This window comes from Paenibacillus bovis, assembly GCF_001421015.2.
Taxonomy (GTDB): Bacteria; Bacillota; Bacilli; order Paenibacillales; family Paenibacillaceae; genus Saccharibacillus; species Saccharibacillus bovis.
On sequence record NZ_CP013023.1, the window covers coordinates 4,781,676 to 4,800,778 of the forward strand.

General features: G+C 48.9%; 14 protein-coding genes. 8 read left to right on the forward strand and 6 right to left on the reverse strand.

Annotation, left to right across the window (positions count from 1 at the left end; all coding sequences use genetic code 11):
- Window positions 1-37: 37 nt before the first annotated feature.
- Complete coding sequence (locus tag AR543_RS20360; protein ID WP_060536183.1) at window positions 38-685, forward strand: DUF2306 domain-containing protein; 648 nt, start codon at window positions 38-40, stop codon at window positions 683-685.
- Between the two features lie 237 nt (window positions 686-922).
- Here AR543_RS20360 and AR543_RS20365 read toward each other — a convergent pair whose 3' ends face one another.
- Together AR543_RS20365 and AR543_RS20370 are read right to left on the reverse strand one after the other, a co-directional pair.
- Window positions 923-1,903 (reverse strand): MBL fold metallo-hydrolase, encoded by a 981-nt coding sequence (locus AR543_RS20365; RefSeq protein WP_060536184.1) that lies wholly within the window; start codon window positions 1,901-1,903, stop codon window positions 923-925.
- Between the two features lie 248 nt (window positions 1,904-2,151).
- A complete protein-coding gene (locus tag AR543_RS20370) occupies window positions 2,152-2,583 on the reverse strand; it encodes a hypothetical protein (protein ID WP_060536185.1) in 432 nt (143 codons plus the stop codon).
- 847 nt (window positions 2,584-3,430) lie between these two features.
- On the opposite strand from AR543_RS20370, the gene AR543_RS20375 reads away from it, so the two are divergent.
- Window positions 3,431-4,366 carry an NADP-dependent oxidoreductase gene (locus tag AR543_RS20375; protein ID WP_060536186.1) on the forward strand — a complete coding sequence of 312 codons (936 nt, stop codon included), beginning with the start codon at window positions 3,431-3,433 and terminating at the stop codon, window positions 4,364-4,366.
- 168 nt (window positions 4,367-4,534) lie between these two features.
- A complete protein-coding gene (locus AR543_RS20380; protein WP_082472294.1) occupies window positions 4,535-5,143 on the forward strand; it encodes a MarR family winged helix-turn-helix transcriptional regulator in 609 nt (202 codons plus the stop codon).
- Window positions 5,144-5,317: 174 nt separating this feature from the next.
- Here the strand turns inward: AR543_RS20380 and AR543_RS20385 are convergent, their stop codons facing one another.
- Window positions 5,318-6,682 (reverse strand): Nramp family divalent metal transporter, encoded by a 1,365-nt coding sequence (locus AR543_RS20385; RefSeq protein ID WP_060536187.1) that lies wholly within the window; start codon window positions 6,680-6,682, stop codon window positions 5,318-5,320.
- 714 nt (window positions 6,683-7,396) lie between these two features.
- On the opposite strand from AR543_RS20385, the gene AR543_RS20390 reads away from it, so the two are divergent.
- Window positions 7,397-8,752, forward strand: a complete 1,356-nt coding sequence (locus AR543_RS20390) for a dipeptidase (RefSeq protein WP_060536188.1) — start codon at window positions 7,397-7,399, stop codon at window positions 8,750-8,752.
- Between the two features lie 105 nt (window positions 8,753-8,857).
- Here the strand turns inward: AR543_RS20390 and AR543_RS20395 are convergent, their stop codons facing one another.
- Window positions 8,858-10,630 (reverse strand): oleate hydratase, encoded by a 1,773-nt coding sequence (locus AR543_RS20395; RefSeq protein WP_060536189.1) that lies wholly within the window; start codon window positions 10,628-10,630, stop codon window positions 8,858-8,860.
- Between the two features lie 356 nt (window positions 10,631-10,986).
- Window positions 10,987-12,225 (reverse strand): MalY/PatB family protein, encoded by a 1,239-nt coding sequence (locus AR543_RS20400; RefSeq protein ID WP_060536190.1) that lies wholly within the window; start codon window positions 12,223-12,225, stop codon window positions 10,987-10,989.
- Window positions 12,226-12,466: 241 nt separating this feature from the next.
- Between AR543_RS20400 and AR543_RS20405 the strand changes: the two genes are divergently transcribed.
- Complete coding sequence (locus AR543_RS20405; protein WP_060536191.1) at window positions 12,467-13,078, forward strand: hypothetical protein; 612 nt, start codon at window positions 12,467-12,469, stop codon at window positions 13,076-13,078.
- 250 nt (window positions 13,079-13,328) lie between these two features.
- Here the strand turns inward: AR543_RS20405 and pgmB are convergent, their stop codons facing one another.
- Complete coding sequence (gene pgmB / locus AR543_RS20410; RefSeq protein WP_060536192.1) at window positions 13,329-13,967, reverse strand: beta-phosphoglucomutase; 639 nt, start codon at window positions 13,965-13,967, stop codon at window positions 13,329-13,331.
- Between the two features lie 433 nt (window positions 13,968-14,400).
- Between pgmB and efeO the strand changes: the two genes are divergently transcribed.
- From efeO to AR543_RS20425, 3 genes are all read left to right on the forward strand, one after another.
- Entirely contained in the window at window positions 14,401-15,294 is an 894-nt protein-coding gene (gene efeO, locus AR543_RS20415; RefSeq protein WP_060536193.1) for an iron uptake system protein EfeO, read from the forward strand.
- A 3-nt stretch (window positions 15,295-15,297) separates the two neighbouring features.
- Window positions 15,298-16,650: an iron uptake transporter deferrochelatase/peroxidase subunit gene (gene efeB / locus AR543_RS20420; protein ID WP_174703757.1), complete on the forward strand. Its 1,353-nt coding sequence runs from the start codon at window positions 15,298-15,300 to the stop codon at window positions 16,648-16,650.
- Between the two features lie 212 nt (window positions 16,651-16,862).
- Entirely contained in the window at window positions 16,863-18,719 is a 1,857-nt protein-coding gene (locus AR543_RS20425) for an FTR1 family iron permease (RefSeq protein ID WP_060536194.1), read from the forward strand.
- Window positions 18,720-19,103 lie beyond the last annotated feature (384 nt).

The following is a 19,103-nucleotide window of genomic DNA, read 5'->3' on the forward strand; positions in this document are numbered from 1 at the left end:
ACGCCTTGCAATAAATACTGATCCTACGAGGTTGCTGATGAACATATCGATCCGGCGGCTACTGTATATGCTGCTGCTTGCTTTTGCTTTGATTTATACGATGTATACACTGTATCTGAATCTGTTTCTCGATCCCGGAGCATCAGACTTTCTGGTTCACAAAACGGAGCCGAACCGCCCGCTCCATATTCCGCTCTGGCTGAATATAATGTACATTCATGTGATTGCTGCCTGTCTTGCCATGCTGAGCGGAGCACTGAATTTCTCCTCTTATCTACTGCGCCGCTACCGCCGCTGGCACCGGACCAATGGCTATCTTTATATTCTGGCTGTGCTGGTGGTTGATCTGACGTCCGGGTATCTTGCTCCTTATGCGACAGGCGGCAAAATAACGAGTATTCCGTTCAATCTGGTTAATATCGCCTGGCTGTGGATTACGATCACTGCGCTGGTGCAAATTAAGCGCGGCAACTGGCTTCGGCACCGCCGCTGGATGGTGCGCAGCTATGTATTTTGTTTTACGAATATGTTTATTCACGGGATTAGCCTAATCGGACAACATCTCTTCGGGATGGAATACAGACTGAGTTATATTTGCGGCGTATACGGGGCGATTGTAGTGGATATTGCAGTAGCGGAACTGATCAATCGAACGATATTCCGCTATCCGGCCAAGACGCCGTAATACAAATCTATTTAAGGCGCATAGCCATAATACGGTTCTATTATAGCTATAATTGCCAAAAAGGGCTTCCTCATAAGCAGGAAGCCCTTTTCGTTGTATTCATTATTTTGTTCTGTAAGCCAATAATTCAGTAATCCAGCAATCTTTATCATTACAGACGACTACGGTATCATAAGCTGTAATTAAGTAATCCGACCGTGCAGCATCGGCTTTGTCTATCCATACCATTCAGCTTATCTATTTCGCGGAAAAGCTAATTATTCCACCCTGCTCCTGTCGCACGGCACGTCCCAGACGCTCCAGCTCTACCAGATGAGCCAGTGTCTCCGACATGGCGAACCGTAGCTGGTGCAGGGTTAGCTCATTGTTGAACAGACCGCTGCATACCTCATAACCGGTGCGCGGCTGATCACGGATACGATCTTCCATCGCCTGCAGTCTCTCCTCATGATGCAGCAGCAACTTCTCTGTCCGGTCACGGAAATGAGTGAACGGGCGACGGTGACCCGGATAAGCCAGATCCACCTCATACTGGCCAAGCTGACGCAGTCCGGTCAGATATGATTCCAGCGGTGATGGATCGCTGCCCGGTACCAGGCTGATATTGGGCGAAATCTGCGGCAGCACTGCATCTCCGCACAGCATCAGACGCTGCTCCGGCTGGTAAAAAGAAATATGTCCAGCTGCATGACCGGATGTCTCGATCGTCTCCCATAGACGGTCACCGATCTCCAGCATCTGTCCCGGCTGGATAAATGTCACTTCTGGCTGCGGTACAACCTGCGGCACAAAGCTGTCCAGATGAGCGGGCAACCGGGAGGTGATTTCTTCGGGCATTCCGTGACTGGCAAATAGATGTACCAGATCGGACGCGGCTGTATTGCCCCGAGACCAGGAACGATTCGCCTCTGCCAGCGCACGTTCGGAGATCCAGACAGGCATTCCGCACTGCTGCTGGAACCAGCCTGATAATCCGTAGTGATCCGGATGATGATGAGTCAGTACAATCGATCGGATGGTTGGGAGCGGGATACCCAGTGTATCCAGTACATGCTGCCAGGCCTGCTCGTTATCCGCCGAACGCGGACCCGGATCTACAATACTCCAGCCGCTGCTGCCTCCGATCAGATAGCTGTTCACCCAGCGCAGCGGATAGGACATCGCTATTTTCACCTGGATGATCTCATGTTCTCCCCGGGTAATTTCAGGTAATTTCATTATGGTACAAGCCTCCATCCGGATAAATATGCAGAAGCATGTCCTGCTAAGATATCCTCATCTTAGCATAGTTGTATAGAGCACACTAGAAATTGCAACCGTACCAGCTAGCCGCTACTAGATAGATAGTGACCGGCAAAAGCAGTTATGTAAGTCCCTAAATGCACGAAAACCCTTCTGTCTCACCTGTGTATGCAATCATCAGGTGAATGTCAGAAGGGTTTTTCTCGTAATCGTACTACCATTGCTCAATAGCTTTCTTCCCAAGGATTGAACATTTCGTGTTTGAAGTAAGTGGTATCTGCTGCTTTTTCTTCCCAGTTCCACATTTTTTGGCTTGCTTTTTCGATCTCTTCGTTTTTGATTTCACGGATTTGATCAAGGATAGTGTAGTCTTTACCTTGTTCTGTTTGGTGTTCCCAGATGACGAACATGATGCTGTCCAGGCTATCACCGTAGCCAACAATGTTTACTTTACCGGCGTGATCATTCAGACCTACATTGAAGAAATCATTAGTAACGATGTATTTGTCATTTTCCATGTGGTAGATTGCTGCCCATTGTTCTGCTTCATTGGTACCTTTTGCTGTTTCTGTGCTTTCTACGAAACGGAACCAACCTCCGGATACCGGCTTTGCTTTCTCCATAATTTTCACGTCAGTCAGTTGATTGTAATTCATAGGTTAGTCCCCCTTAGTTTATGTTCATCATTGGTTTTGGTTAGTTGTGGATGTATCGATTCGTTCATTGCGTCTTTGTGCTTGTTAATTAGTTTATCGGTAAATTCTGCAAATTATTTATAGCATTTTCCTTCGATTCGCGTTTTTCCGACAATTTATTTAACGTTTTGCGTTTTTGTTGTTGTCCTAAGTATGCCTCAAGTACCACTAATCCTACAATAGGAAATGGTTCTTAATACTTAATAGTAATTGATCATGCACATCCTACTATTTTCCGGTACAGCCGGGATTGCGTAATTACTATATTTTTAACCAGAGAGAATTGAATAAATCCGAAAACCCTAATTTAATCAAATTTAATACAAATTTACCAGTAAAAAGAGACTTTTTGGACGTACAGTCCAGGATCTATACCTATTTATTCGCCAGTATTGGGAATTTGGGTTACCATAAACAGCTATATTCCGCAAAAAATCCTAGGCCTGCTGCGTATTCCTATTCCTACCCTTGGATTATTATCTATAGACGTGACGTAAAAAAGCTAGAAACCACTCCTTAATGTAGAGCATTAATTCGCTAAAAATCTAATGGTTTTGCTGATTGTAGGAAGCTTTTTGCAGAGAACGGCTCGACTTTCAGGATATTTATGAAGGGACATAGGAAAGCTGTAGTCACCCGGGAATACTGCAGCAAAGAATGACTTCGTTTTGGATGATCCATGAATAGCCATTGATAGATTTATTTCCACATCGAATATTTTTTTGAAAATATATGTTGCCAACCACACATATATCGTTTATATTTATGTTGCCGGCAACATTTCATCCAAAAAAAGGAGACTACTATTATGAACTCATCTAGCATGCAAGCTGTTTTTGTCCCGCAATACGGAGATGCCGCTGTTCTCGATCTTCGCTCTGTCGCCAAGCCACATCCGCAAGAAGGCGAAGTGCTCGTACGGATTGCCTACGCTGCTGTTATCCCGCTTGATTGGAAAATCCGCAATGGCTGGTTGGAAGAAGTTTTCCCTGTCTCTTTTCCCTATATACCTGGATTCTATGCTTCGGGAATTATCGAATCGGTCGGCGACAGTGTAAGTGGCCTGCAACGTGGTGACCGGGTATTCGGCGATATACGCGATTCATATGCACAATATGCGACCACTCCAGCAGAGTCGCTGGTTAAGCTACCTGATTCGATCCCTCTAGAACAGGCAGCAGCTATCAAAGCCGGTGCAGACTCGGCTTGGAAAGCATTGTTTACGGAAGGCAATCTGCAAAGCGGACAAACCGTGCTGGTCCATGCCGCTGCAGGCGGTGTTGGTCAGGTCGCCGTTCAGCTCGCCAAATGGAAAGGTGCTACTGTAATTGCGACTGCTTCGGAAGATAATATTGAATTTGTGAAATCTCTCGGTGCTGACCGGATCATCAATTATCGCAGCGAAGACTTTGGGCAGCTCGTTCAGGATGTCGATCTTGTCGTTGATACGGTCGGCGGCGATACGGAGCAACGTTCATGGGGTGTACTGCGAAAAGGCGGGATTCTCGTCTCCCTCGTCGGCGACCCTGACGAACAGCAGGCTGCTGCTCACGATGTAACAGCGAAGTTCAACACTGCTTTTCCTACCCGTGACGACCTGCTGCAGATTGTTGATCTGATTGCAGACGGCACGCTGAAGATCGAAACGGGTCGCCTTTATCCACTGACTGAGGCTTCAGAAGCACAACGGTTCAGCGAAAGCCGCCGAGGAAGAGGACGGATTCTGCTGGATCCACAGATGTAAATTTCCATACATGCCTCTTGTTGCAAACAGTCTGGAATGAGGCGGGAATAGACGGTATGATAGAAGCAGCAGGACCGTATACCCTGTAAGTAAAAAACATAAGCAAAAAAAGGGAAGCTCCCTGCTTCCCTTTTGCGCACTTTTGTGCCGAAACGAAGGAGAGATTCAATGAACCACGAGCCATTCCCATTATCCGGATCGATCGGACGCAATCAGTCGAGCCATTCGGCGCATTCTGCAGCTTCCGATCCGTCCAAAACAGTTTCTGCAGCTGATCCAGACCCTGTTCTAAAAAATACTGAGCCGGATGCTTCTGCCGGGTCTGATCCCAGCCGTGAATTCAGTGCCAGCGCACAGTTTCCCGTTAGCTTTGCTGTTTTTGCGCTCGGCCGTTCGCATCGTGCATTGGCATCACAGCTGCTGCGCGAAATCGGCTTGTTCCCGGGTCAGGAAATTTTACTGTTCCAGCTCTGGGATCAAGACGCCCAATCCCAGAACAGTCTGGGACGCGCGCTCCGGCTAGACCACTCCACTGTCGCCAAGTCCGTCAAGCGCCTGGAAGAAGCTGGCCTCGTCAGCCGCTCTCGCTCCAAAGAAGACGGTCGCGTTACGCTCGTATCGCTAACCGACGCTGGACGTGCACTGCAGGAGCAAGTCACCGATGTCTGGCGCAGCGTGGAAGAAGCGACGACCGAATGCCTGACGCAGGAAGAAATGCAAACACTGACGCAACTGGCGCTGAAAGTTGCAGCGAATGCAGATCGGCATTTAAAGTAAAACGAACCTAATGAGCTGAATTACGATACTGCCATATACCGCACTCATCCGGAAACATATATAACCAAAAAAGCTGTATTCCTCTGTTTTGCAGGGAATACAGCTTTTTGGGTTGATCATTTTGGAGTTGCGGTTTGGTATTGAGCATAGACCGCATTCAGCTGCTCTATAGACTTAGCCGAATGCATGGCCGGTTATTATAATGTAGCCAAGCAGGAACACATTCAGCACTACGATCAGTCCTGTTGCTACCCAGGCAATACTTTTGACTACGGCACCATTGGCAAATGAACCCATCTTGTTACGGTCGCTGGTGAACTTGACCAGCGGAATTACAGCAAATGGCAGCTGCAGGCTCAGTACGACCTGACTCCACAGCAGCAAATCTCCGGTGCCACTGGAACCGTACAACCAGGTCACCACAAAGGCAGGGATCACAGCCAGCAGGCGTGTAATAATCCGGCGCAGCACTGGTGAAATACGCAGCTGCACGAATCCCTCCATAACAATCTGACCAGCCAGTGTACCCGTAATGGTCGAATTCTGACCCGATGCCAGCAAAGCGACAGCGAACAGCGTACTGGCGATTCCTACACCCAGTGTCGGACTGAGCAGCTCGTAGGCGCCTTCTATCTCCGATACCTGCAGACCATGCCCATAAAAAGCAGCCGCTCCCAGAATCAGAATCGCCGAGTTGATAATAAAAGCAATTGTCAGCGAGAATACCGAATCCCACCGAGCAAAGCGCACAGCCTCACGGCGGCCTGCCTCATCCCGCTTGTACTGGCGGGACTGAATAATAGAAGAATGCAGATACAGATTATGCGGCATGACGGTGGCACCGAGAATACCCAGAGCCACAAACAGCATACCCGAATTGGTGACAACCTCCAGCTTCGGCACATATCCGCCGAAGATCGCTGCCACATCTGGACGGGCAGCAATCATTTCAAAAATAAATACAACGAAGATTGTAGCGATCAGTACGATAACGATCGACTCGATAATGCGAAAGCCCTTTTTCTGCAGCAGCAGAAGCAGCAGGACATCCAGCGTTGTGATAACAATACCCCATAGCAGCGGAATACCGAACAGCAGATTCAGCGCGATCGCCGAGCCGATCACCTCGGCCAGATCGGTTGCGATAATCGCCAATTCCGTCAGAATCCAGAGAAAGACGGCCATCTTTTTGCCAGTCGCGTCACGAGTTGCCTGTGCCAGATCCTTGCCGGTGACTATCCCTAGCTTGGCAGCCAGCGTCTGGAGCAGCATCGCGACCAGACTGGACAGCAGCACGACCGACAGCAGTGTGTATCCGAACCGCGAACCGCCAGCGATCGACGTCGCCCAGTTCCCCGGGTCCATATAACCGACTGCGACCAGCGCACCCGGTCCGGCAAAAGCAAAAAACTTGCGCCAGAATCCGGCATTTTGCGGGATACTGACCGTATTATTGACTTCTTCCAAACTGATAGAAGAGCTGCTGCGCAGCCAGCTCCGTTTGGCTGCAGGCTGTTCTATTTCAGTATTCGTATCCATATTTTCTCTCCCTCACTTCTCTTACGCCTGGTACGGCTTGATTCCTGAATGATTTCAGCAGGTTCTCTATGTTGGTCTTGCCAGATGTACGGTTGCAATTTATACATATGCTTCTGAACATATTTTGCACTCGTGCAACTTATTTGTCAATAGCTAACCTTTATGGATAAGAGCAATTTAAAATTAAAATAACACTCCGTTGTTCCCCGATACGAACTCCATTATTACATTTAACCAATCCATGTCTTTTTGGTTCATTTTTGCTATAGATCCTGTTGTTCATTCCCATCTGAGTGTAGAGAGGGTACTGGAAAGAGATGGACAGAATGGTGGATGGGTGCCTCAACCACTCCAGAAAGGAATAAGGGAATGTACTCCGGTTAAGCCTGAAGATCTTTTTATAGAAGGAGAAAAGGAAGATCTCCAGGTTTAACCGAAGTGAGCGGTCAAATCCTTTGCTAGAGCGCCTGCTGTATTCACTCGAACGATCAACGATCCTGTATTCCTTCTCATACGGTCAAAGAACGCTTTCCCGCCATTGCATCATAATGCCGGGAAAAGCGTTCTTTTTACCGAATCTGCCTTTCGATAAACTTGCAGTTTTATTGCCGCCTCCAAAAGTAGTACAATAAGAGGCATAACGCGTTTTATTCCATCCATTCGTAAGGATGTTCATGAACACGATACACTACATTCGAGGAGGACGATTCATTTATGAGTTATGCTACATATTTTCAGGAAAATCGCGAACAGCATTTGGCTGAACTAAAAGAGTGGTTGTCTATTCCGAGTATCTCCGCCCTGTCCGAGCACAAACCGGATATGCTGCGTGCTGCCGAGTGGCTGGCAGCTACCCTGACCCGTGCCGGTCTGGAAAATGTAAAAGTTAACGAAACCGCCGGTCATCCGATCGTAACAGCAGATCATCTGCATGCACCGGGCAAACCGACTGTTCTCGTATATGGACACTATGATGTGCAACCGGTAGATCCACTGAACCTGTGGGAGACGCCTCCATTTGAGCCAACGATTCGCGGCGACAAGTTGTTCGCTCGCGGCGCTACCGATGACAAGGGCCAGGTATTCCTGCATATCAAAGCCGTAGAAGCAATCCTCAAGCAGGAAGGCTCCCTACCGGTTAATATCAAATTCTGTATCGAAGGCGAAGAGGAAATCTCCAGTGCTAATCTGCCGGGCTTCCTGGAAGCCAACAGCGAAGCACTGGCAGCCGATGCCGTTCTGATCTCCGACACTTCCCTGCTCGAGCGCGGCAAGCCGGCGATCAGTACAGGTCTGCGCGGACTGTGCTCGCTGGAAATCGCGATTAACACAGCTAATACCGATCTGCATTCCGGTTCCTTTGGCGGTGGTGTTCCCAATGCGCTGCATGCGATGGTGGAACTGCTCGCTACGCTGCACGACCGTGATGGCAAAGTGCTCGTAGATGGATTCTACGATGATGTACTGCCACTATCCGAAGAGATGCGTGCCGAGTTCGTGAAGCAGGACTTCAACGAGCAGCAGCTGCAGAGCGACCTGGGTCTTGAAGCGCTGCATGGCGAAGAAGGCTATTCCTTTGTCGAGCGTGTAGGTGCGCGTCCAACACTGGAGCTGAACGGCGTATACGGTGGCTTCCAGGGTGAAGGCACCAAGACCGTTATTCCTAAAGAAGCCCATGCCAAAATCACCTGCCGCCTGGTCGCTGACCAGAATCCGCAGGATGTACTGGACAAAATCATCACTCACCTGGAAGCTGTGAAGCCAAATGGTGCCAAGCTGACGATTACACCAGGCGAGAAAGCACGCGCCTTCAACATTGATCCATCCGGCGAACTGCTGCAAAAAGCGGCTGACGCGTATGCTGCTGTATACGGTACACGTGCCCTGTTCACCAAAGATGGCGGTTCAATCCCGATCGTGGAAGAATTCTCCCGCGTAATCGCACCAACTGTTGTACTGATGGGCTTCGGTCTGCCGGATGAAAATCTGCATGCACCGAACGAGCATTTCAATCTGGAGAACTTTGATAAAGGCATGCTGACGATCGTCGAGTTCCTGAATCAGGTATAAGAAAGATTCCGATAGCTATAACAAAACACCTCATGATCATGTAATCATGAGGTGTTTTTATTTGTGTATAAGTATCACGAGTGTATGCGGTGAATTCCCTATCGGTTAGATAAGATGGGCATCCTTCAACACATCACTGACATACGTGTTTTTCGTTTTGTGAACTAGACCTTCCATCATTTTGCGTTCAATAAACGGCAGTTCCATTTCTGCCAGCGGAGTCTGATCAGCCAAATAATAGACGGCTTTGGCCAGTGTTCTCAGATCATAGGCAGAAGCAAATACTTCAGGTACACCTCTCTCCACCTTCAGCAGCTGATACACTGCCTCCATTGCTGTACGAACCGAATATTCGGTTGTAAATACCGTATCTCGCTCAGTCTCTGCAAAATTACCGATAAAGGCAAGGTTTTGCGAACCATTCGGAACAACCAGAGGACGGTCGTCTGCTTTACGCAGCATAAAGTAGGACGTGATAAATGGCATATAGACCGGTACACTATGACATGACTGACCGGCAATACGCGGAATATCTTCTTCCGGAACACCCAAATGATACAGCAGCTCCTGTACAATTTCCTCGCCGGTACAATTCTCGATCGGCTTCTGTACGTAATTGCCCGGAATGTTGGATAGTAGTCCATACACCCAGGTAATCGTCTGATGATCCTGCTGCTCCTTGAAATGCGGCTGCCGATGAGTCGCAAAGCTCATCAACCAGTTGGAGTCTTTGATCGTCACGATACCACCGCTGACTATTTTGCCGGTGTGCAGCTTACGCTTCGTAATCTGTTCCAGATAAGGGGCGATATCTTCATTTTCCCAGGTGATTGTTGCTGATACATACCAGCTTTCGTCCGGCAGATTTTCACAAAATACAGCAGGATTGCCGAATTCCGGGGATTGTTTGGATATATTTTTCCATAGGTTCCAGCTGCCGCCAAGATCGCGTGTTATCGGTGCAGGCGTATGATGATTGCCCTGTGTAGAGCTTTCCGTAATCGACCCATTGGTTACAAAAACCAGATCATTCTCGCTCAGTGCCACTTCTTCGGCCTGGCCACTGCGGGTTAGCAGCAGCTTACGAGCAGTTTTGGTCTCCCCAGCAATATCTACTATCACGTTATTCACCTGGGTATTATATTGAAAATCCACATTATGATTATGCAAATACGATAGCAGTGGCTTGATCAGGGATTCATATTGATTGTATCTGGTAAATTTGAGCGCCGTAAAATCCGGTAGTCCTTCAATATGGTGAACAAAGCGCATCACATATCTGCGCATCTCGATAGCTGAATGCCATTTCTCAAAAGCAAACATCGAGCACCAATACAGCCAGAAGTTAGAAGCGAAAAAATCTTCTCCAAATACATCTTCGATCCGTTTGTTTTCCAGCTGGTCTTCAGATGTCATGAACAGGGAGATCAGTTCTTTTTGTGCAGTTTTGGATAAGGTAAATTGGCCATCATCCGGTGTTCTTTCGCCACGCTGATGGATAATTCGGCAGTTCGAGAAATTAGGATCATCATAATTCAGCCAATAGAATTCATCCAGTACCGAAGCATTCTCCTCTTCCAGCGAAGGAATCGAGCGAAACAAATCCCACAAACATTCAAAATGGGCTTCCATTTCGCGTCCGCCTCTAGTTACAAATCCATCATGCGGCATTAACGTACCATCCAGCGATCCGCCTGAAACGGCCAATTCCTCCAGAATATGTACATGTTCCCCTTTCATATACCCATCGCGAATTAAAAAAGCTGCCGCTGCCAGTCCCGCCAATCCTCCACCTATAATATAGGCAGATTTGCTGTCTACACCTTCCGGCTTTCTGCTGCGTACAAAAGCTTCATAGTTCCCATTCGTATAGCGCATAATTATCAGCCTCTTTTCATCAAATTAGACTGCATCGGGTAAATCGCCCTACTTCATATAACTACCTGTCTTTTACGCTTTTGACACGCTTTGGATCGTGAACAGGATATAAACATTATTGAATATGGCAGTGATGTGACCGCTATTTATAAATTATCTGACCAAGCAGCTTCATATGCGGTATAACTATATTATTTTCACCATACCTATCTGTAATATCAAAATGCAGTTCTTCTATATATATAAAATTCTGTACAAAGCACTTTTATCAAAAATAGGCAATATAAAACCTCCATAACGCAGTCTGCGCCATGGAGGTTCTGAATGTGTCAAATTGTTCAGATCAGAAACCGAATTCAGGCATTGGTTTCGCTGGACACCTGTTCAGCAGCCTTTGGACTGCCTTCTGTACGCCACTGTTCCAGCGCGCCACGAAGACGTTCCATGGCTTCTTCCAGCAGACGACGGGAACAGGCCACATTGAGACGCATATACCCTTCACCGGCTGTACCAAAAGCACGTCCGTCATTCAGCGCGATCCGCGCCTTGTGCAGCAGGAAGGATACCAGATCCGCCTGCTCCATGCCGAGCTTGCGGAAATCCATCCACATCAGGTAGGTCGCTTCCGGCATATTCACCGATACTTCCGGCAGATGCTCGGTAATATACTGCTGTACATACTCCATATTGGCGCGTATATACTGCATACACTGCTCCAGCCATTCCTGGCCTTCCGTATAGGCAGCCTCTGTCGCTGCCGCACCAAACTGGCTGATATGTCCCACGCCAAAGTTGTTGATCTTCAATGCAAATGCATCACGCAGCTCCGGGTTCGGAATAATCACGTTGGATGTATTCAATCCGGCAATATTAAATGTCTTGCTCGGCGCGGTACAGATAATACTGCGGTTTTTGGCCTGCTCGGACAGCATCGCATATGGAATATGCTGATTCGGTTCAAAAACGAGATCGCCATGGATTTCATCCGATACTACAATCACATTGTATTTCTCGCACAGCGCATCTACGCGCTCCAGCTCTTCCCGGCTCCATACACGCCCAATCGGATTATGCGGACTGCAGAGAATCAGCAGCTTGACCCGCTCACCGCTCAGTGCCTGCTCCAGCTGTTCCAGATCCATCGCATAGTCGCCGTTCTCCTGCTGTTGAAGCGGATTCTCGACTACTTCACGTCCATGACCGGTCACTACGCTGTAAAATGGAGGATATACCGGTGTCTGGATGACTACCTGATCACCGTGCTCGGTAAAAGTCTGTACCGCAAAGTTCAGCGCGGTTACTACACCCGGTGTGAATACGACCCAATCCTTTTCAATCTCCCAGCCATGTCTGTTTTTCATCCACTCCTGGAGTGCATGGTAATACGCTTCCGATTGGAAAGAATAACCAACAACTCCGTGCTCGGCACTTTTCTTGAGCGCGTGCTGTACCGATTCCGGTGCGGCAAAGTCCATATCTGCTACCCACAGCGGCAGTACATCCTCTGTACCGAATAATTTCTGCAGCTGATCCCATTTGGCCGAGTTGGTATTGATCCGCTCCGGGGGATGATCAAAACGTTGTGTATAGTCCATCCGTAAACCTCCGTTTTGGCGTGTATGCTGTCTGATGCCACGCATAGTCACGCTCCATATTTAGCAGGATGCCATCCGGGCGCATCCTTTATCCCAAAATGAAATCAAGATTAGCCTTATCATAACATGTTTGTACGTAAGGGAAAACATGGACTGACCCGTAGCTGACGCTGTAAAATAGACCCCAATACGATGCCTGCTTACATTACCGGATTGCCGATCCCGACCAAAGGAGTCTGCCATGTTAAAACGTTTTGTATGGAAAGAAAATGATGTCTATTCCGTCCAGCTTACCGGAGAATTGTATATTCTGGCACAGCTGCTGACCAAGCCATATGCCGCTTTTTTCAATATCCGTAGTGCATCAGCAGATTTCAGCGATGCTGTAGATATCCGGCAGGCTGCTCCACTGGGTGTCTGCATGGTATTAAAGGATTTTTTCAAAAAATGTGCTGTACACAAAATGCCTGTTTCTACGGGCTACAGGCAGGAAATCGCTATTCCGGAGCTATTTATAAGCCCGGACAGAGAGCAGTGGTTCCAGCGCTCCGATATTGACGAAGCCGAGCAAATATATAATCTGGTCCGTATTGATCCGGTAGCTGGTGATCAAGGCATTATGGGCAACGAGATTGTTTTATCCGATATTATCAGGAATCATCCCGAGCTGTTACATACGTACGAATTGGTTGGATACAATACCGGCTACGAGCTTATTCGCCGTTTGTTACTCTCGGTAGAGCAGAACCGCTGGATAGACCCTGCCAGAGAGAAGCTGCTGGTTGGCCAAGATCTTTATCCTTTGCAGACGCTGGACGAATTATGGCATATCGGCGTCCCCCGCTATGTATAGCTCACAGAAGATAGTCGGCCGAAAAAGACAGATGTGAAAATCATCCGTTACATCTATCGAAAAAGAATGCCTAACCTTGAAAATAATAATCAGCGATCCTATCACAAAAACCAGACTGCCGGTGATGACAGTCTGGTTTTTGTTTCTGTGTGTTGTTTCTGTGTGTTGTTTCTGTGTGTTGTTTCTGTTTGGTATTCCTGATCAGTATTCACACATGCTTTTGTCTGTTCTTTCCTATATGATCTACCATTTAAATCAGATCCAGAATCTCGTCTACGCGTTCCAGACGGTAATCGGCATCCTGGGAGTGCAGTCCTGCATCACCGACAGCTGCTACATTCATGCCGCCGGCAATCGCTGCCTGTACACCTGCTTCTGCATCTTCGACAACGAGACATTCTTCCGGCGGTACACCGAGACGTTCGGCAGCGAGCAGGAATACCTCCGGATCGGGCTTGCTGTGGGTAATATCATTGCCGTCCGCTACTGCATCAAATGCATCGGCCAAACCGATCTGCTTGAGGATCGTAGGTGTATTTTTGCTGGAGGAGCCAATAGCGATTTTGACACCGCGTTTTTTCAGTTCATCAATCGTATGCTTGGCTCCCGGCAGCATATCATCCGGTTTTACTTCGGATAGGGATTCTCTGTAGTATGTGTTTTTACGTTCAGCCAGCGCGATTTTTTCTTCCGGGGTGTAGGTGCGTTCTGCCTTTTCCAGAATAATCTCCAGGCTCTCCATCCGGCTCACACCGCGCAGACGATTGTTGATCGTCTCATTGAACTTGATACCTTCTTCGTCGCTCATCTTTTTCCAAGCCTGATAGTGGTACTGGTCCGTTGATACGATAACGCCGTCCAAATCGAATATTACAGCTTTGATCGTCATAATTGCTTCCTCCTCTGATTCGCTTTCTATTCGTCAGCTTGTTGGATCATTATGAATGATGGAATCCTACTGATATATGGAATATAAACAGATTCGATGAAAAGCAAGCTGTTTCCTGTTGTTAAATATGTAATGATGCAAAGACATAACGTCCGAATACCGCTGTAAATCGGTAATATTCGAAAGAATTAAAAGTCTGCTGTTTTTTTTGTAGACTGGCTGGATAGGTGCATATTCGAATATGGATAGCCGACTGCGAATTGCTTTTTACAGCTATGCTTATTATGTGAATAGAAACAAACAGGTAATGAATACCAGGGTCATCATAGGTTCTGTCTTGTTTTACATAAAAAATATTGACGTTACGGGGTTTCCACACTATGATATATACATTATTGAGAACGATTATCATTATTGAGGAGTGTTTGAATTTATGAAAGCACGTTATACCCTGCCTGCGGTTCTGCTGTTATCCTCTGTACTGTTCGCAGCCTGCGGCAACAAGGAAGAAGCTCAACCAGCAGCAAACAATACACAGACAAGCCCAACTACAGCGGCGGCTACCGAGACCAATGCTGCGGCACCTGCTGCTTCTGCAGCTGATTTCAAAGATGCTACCGAGCAATATCGCACCTATGCAATCAGTGAGATTGATGCTTTTGTAACCGAGACCGAGAAATTTACGGAAGCGGTAAAAGCCGGCAAAATGGATGAAGCGAAAAAGCTGTACGCTCCGGCACGTATGCATTATGAGCGTATCGAACCGATTGCCGAAGCACTGGGCAATCTGGACCCGGATATTGATGCCCGCCAGGGAGACGTGGACGACAAAGACTGGCGTGGATTCCATAAAATCGAACAAGGCCTGTGGGAAAAGAAAACAACCGACGGCATGAGCGAATATGCAGATCGCCTGCTGCAGGATGCCAAGCTGCTGCGCGCCAAAGTCGAGACGGTCGATATTGATGCAGGACTGCTCGTTACCGGAGCGGTAGAACTGCTGAACGAAGTCTCTTCTTCCAAAGTAACTGGTGAAGAAGAACGTTATTCCCACACCGATCTGTATGACTTTGTAGCCAATGTAGAGGGTGCACAGAAGATCTACGAGATCCTGAAGCCAAATCTGACAGCCAAAGACCCTGCTTTGGAGAAACAGATCGGCGAGAAATTCGAAGCGCTGAACAAGGAGCTGGCTCCGTTTGCAACCAAAGACGGTGGCTATGTAACTTACGATAAATTAAGCAAAGAAGACGTACGTACACTGAGCCAGAACCTGGATGCACTGGCTGAACCATTATCCCAAATGGGAACAATCCTGGGAGTGTAAGACATGAGTAAGAAGAAAAACGATGAACAACAACTGAATCCAACAACTGATGCCGGACAGGAGTCTGCTTCCCTGTTCCGCAAGCCTGTGAGCCGCCGCGATATGCTGCGGCTTGCTGGCGCTTCCGGTGTAGGGCTGCTGCTAGGCGGCTCCGGTGCTTTTGGCATTATGGCAGCGACCGGTGCGACCAAGCAGCCGGCTTCCGACAAGCCGGGCAGCCCCGATAATGTAACGACCGGCATACCGGATGCGAACCGGTACGACTTTTATGGACAGCATCAATCCGGGATTACGACGCCAAGTCAGAATTTTATGTGTTTTGCTTCCTTTGATCTGACCGTGAGCGATGCAGCCGGACTGAAAAGTCTGCTACAGGCATGGACGCGGGCTTCCGCTTCCCTGATGGCTGGCGAGCTGCTGGACGGACAAAATGAGAACCTGAATCTGCCGCCTGCGGATACAGGCGAAGCGGCAGGACTCACGCCTTCGCGGATTACGATTACATTTGGCGCCGGTCCGAGCCTGTTTGACCATCGTTTTGGTCTGGCGGGCAAAAAGCCTGCGGGCTTCGGCGACCTGCCTCCTTTTAACGGGGATAATCTGATGCCGGAATGGTGCGGCGGCGATCTGGGAGTGCAGATCTGCGCGGATGATATGCAGGTTGCTTTTCACGGAATGCGCAACCTGATCCGGATTGCCAGAGGTTCGGCGGTGTTGCGGTGGAGCCAGGAAGGCTTCCAGCGCTCAACCGAGTCCGATCCCAACAAAGCGACACCGCGCAATCTGATGGGCTTCAAGGATGGAACCGCCAATCCGAGTGTGCAGGATGCGGCCATGATGAACGAAGTGGTCTGGGTACAGCCGGAAGACGGAGCAGGCTGGATGACTGGCGGCTCCTATATGGCGGTTCGACGTATCCGGATGCGGATCGAAGTCTGGGATCGCTCCAGCCTGTCCGATCAGGAGAATACATTCGGCCGCTACCGGGTTAGCGGTGCGCCGCTCGGCTCGCAGCATGAATTTGACCGCGGCGATATGGAAGCCAAGGACGCTTCCGGCAAGCCGGTGATTCCGATGAACTCCCATATGCGTGTAGCACGCGGAGACGGCAAAATGCAGATTCTGCGCCGTCCTTACTCTTATTCGAGCGGTATGGATAATACGACCGGACAGCTGGATGCGGGACTCTTTTTTATCAGCTATCAGCGTAGTCTAGAGAAGCAGTTTATTCCCATGCAGCAGCGGCTCGCCCAGATTGATGCGCTGAACGAATATATTCAGCATATCGGCAGTGCTACTTTTGCCTGCTTCCCCGGCGTTCGCCAGGGCGGATATATCGGCGATACCCTGCTGTAAATCAACCACCAGCCCCATGCCAACGTATGCGACTGTATAAAAGGCTGTGTTATGGAACTATGTCTTCGTTCATTCGCTCACAGGAGTGGACGAAGACATTGTTATATCTATACGTCTGCAAATCCGTATCCACCCAGATACATGTACATTCAATAGCAATAGAAAGTAATAGAAGAAGTTTTTATTTTTACGAGGAAATGAGGAATTCGGTTATGCGCAATACCGCCTGGTTTATCCGTCTTATCAGCTGTACCGGTCTGCTCGTGCTCGCGATCGGACTCAGCCCGGCCGCTTCGCAGCCATTTGTCTATAACTGGCTGACTGCTGCACCGGTTATGCATGTAGCGGCAGCCGAAGAAGCGCCTACTGCAGATAGTCTGCTGCCGGTTGTTGGCAGTGCCCTCGTCGATGCCGGTCAGCAAAAATGGGCCGATGCTTCACAGGAACTGGATACATTCGCTGCAGGCTGGGCATCGCTGGATACATCGGCAGCGCCTCAGCAGGCCGCTGAAGTGAACACCGCTCTCCAGGCTGCCCAGCAAGCCCTGCAAAATGCCAAATCCGATCCTGATGCATCCGTCTCTGCACTCGGTACGCTTGCCCGTGCCGTGAACAGCTATGCAGAAGTGGGGAATGCCGGTACTGCCGATTCCGCTTCGGGCAAAGGGCCTTCTGCCAAAGGCGCACAGGCGGTTCGTATTATCCTGCCGCTCGCCGATCAGACGATCGGGCATATCAAGCAGCAGGACTGGACAGCCGCCCAGACCAGCTACAAGCAGATTGTCGATGCATGGCCGGATGTGGAAAGTGCGATTCGTACGGATAATTTTACAGTCTACAGCCAGCTGGAGACCAAGATGAGCATGATCCGCGTCTCCCTGCAAGCTGATCCGCCGCGAGAGGAACAGGCTCAGAACGAGACGCAGGCGCTGATTGATCTGCTGAATCACTATCTGTCCGGGCAAGTCGCCGACACCGCTCCTGCCAGCGGCAGTGTACGCTTGACCGATGCGGTCGCTCTGCTCCAACAGGTGCAGACAGCGGTTGGTCAGCAGGATGCAGCAACCGCTACAGACCGGATGCAACAATTTATTACGATGTGGCCGCTGGTAGAAGGGGAAGTACAGATTTCTTCCTCCACCACTTATACATCGATCGAGAATGAAATGTCCGAAGTACAGGGCTATCTGGTATCCAGTCCGCCTGCCTGGGACAAAGCCAACAACGTATTAACGACGATGCTGGGCGAACTGACACCGATTACTTCCAAAACGTCTTATACCGCTTGGGATGCAGCGATCATCCTGCTGCGTGAAGGTCTGGAAGCGATCCTCGTACTCGCTGCCCTGCTCGCTTATGCCAAGCGCAGCGGCAGCCGCCAGGCGGGCCGCTGGATCTGGTCGGGTGCATTGTCCGGTCTGATTCTCAGCGGTGTGATGGCAGCCATCTTCGTGTATGCTTTTGCCCAGATGGCGACGAGCGGCAGTACCCGCGAGATGATCGAGGGCATTACCGGACTGATTGCTGTTGTGCTGATGCTCAGCGTCGGCAACTGGCTGCACCAGAAAGCCAATCTGCAAAACTGGAACAGCTATATTGCCAGTCAGGTCAGCGGCGCACTTCAACGTGGCAGCCTGTGGTCACTGGCAGCTGTGTCCGGACTGGCTATTCTGCGTGAAGGCGCCGAGACTGCCATTTTCTATATCGGTATGGCTCCGGCAATCGAGCTGTCCCAGCTGCTGCTCGGGATCGGGCTGGCACTGGTGATTCTGATTATCGTTGCGGTGCTAATTATCCGCTTCAGTGTGAAGCTACCGGTGCGTCCGTTCTTCCTGACCGCCACGGTGCTGATCTATTATCTGGTCTTCCGTTTCCTCGGGGAAAGTATTCATTCCCTGCAGGTAGCCGGACAATTCCCGGCGCATAATGCTGCCGGATTGCCTTCGGCAGGATGGATCGGCATGTATCCGACGTGGGAAACCTTTATCCCGCAGATGATCGTTCTGCTCTTTATGCTGTGGAAACTGATTCTGCCGGAGTATCGCAAATATCGTCAATCCGCTGCCTGATGTCTATCTGCCAAAAAAGCAATCGGATCGAAGCTTAACTGGTTCATTAACAGTATTCATGTAGAATACGCAGTTCAACAACAACATCAGATACCCAAAAGCCATTCTGTTGATCGTTATACCGGTCAGCAAAATGGCTTTTTGTGTAGTACGATAAAGCGTTTTTCAGACACTTTTTTAATAGATAGCAGAGCTTCGCGAGAAGCAGGCAAATCCCCTTATTCTTTTGCCTAAAATGTATTGCATTCCCTATGCTACTCGGCTATGATGGACTCAAAGAAAATTATTTTCTTATATTTATCTATAATATAAAAATAATTTTCACAAACTTCTATACGTGCTTTTACATTCTTTTAACCTTTACCGGTTAAATAGATACGCTTT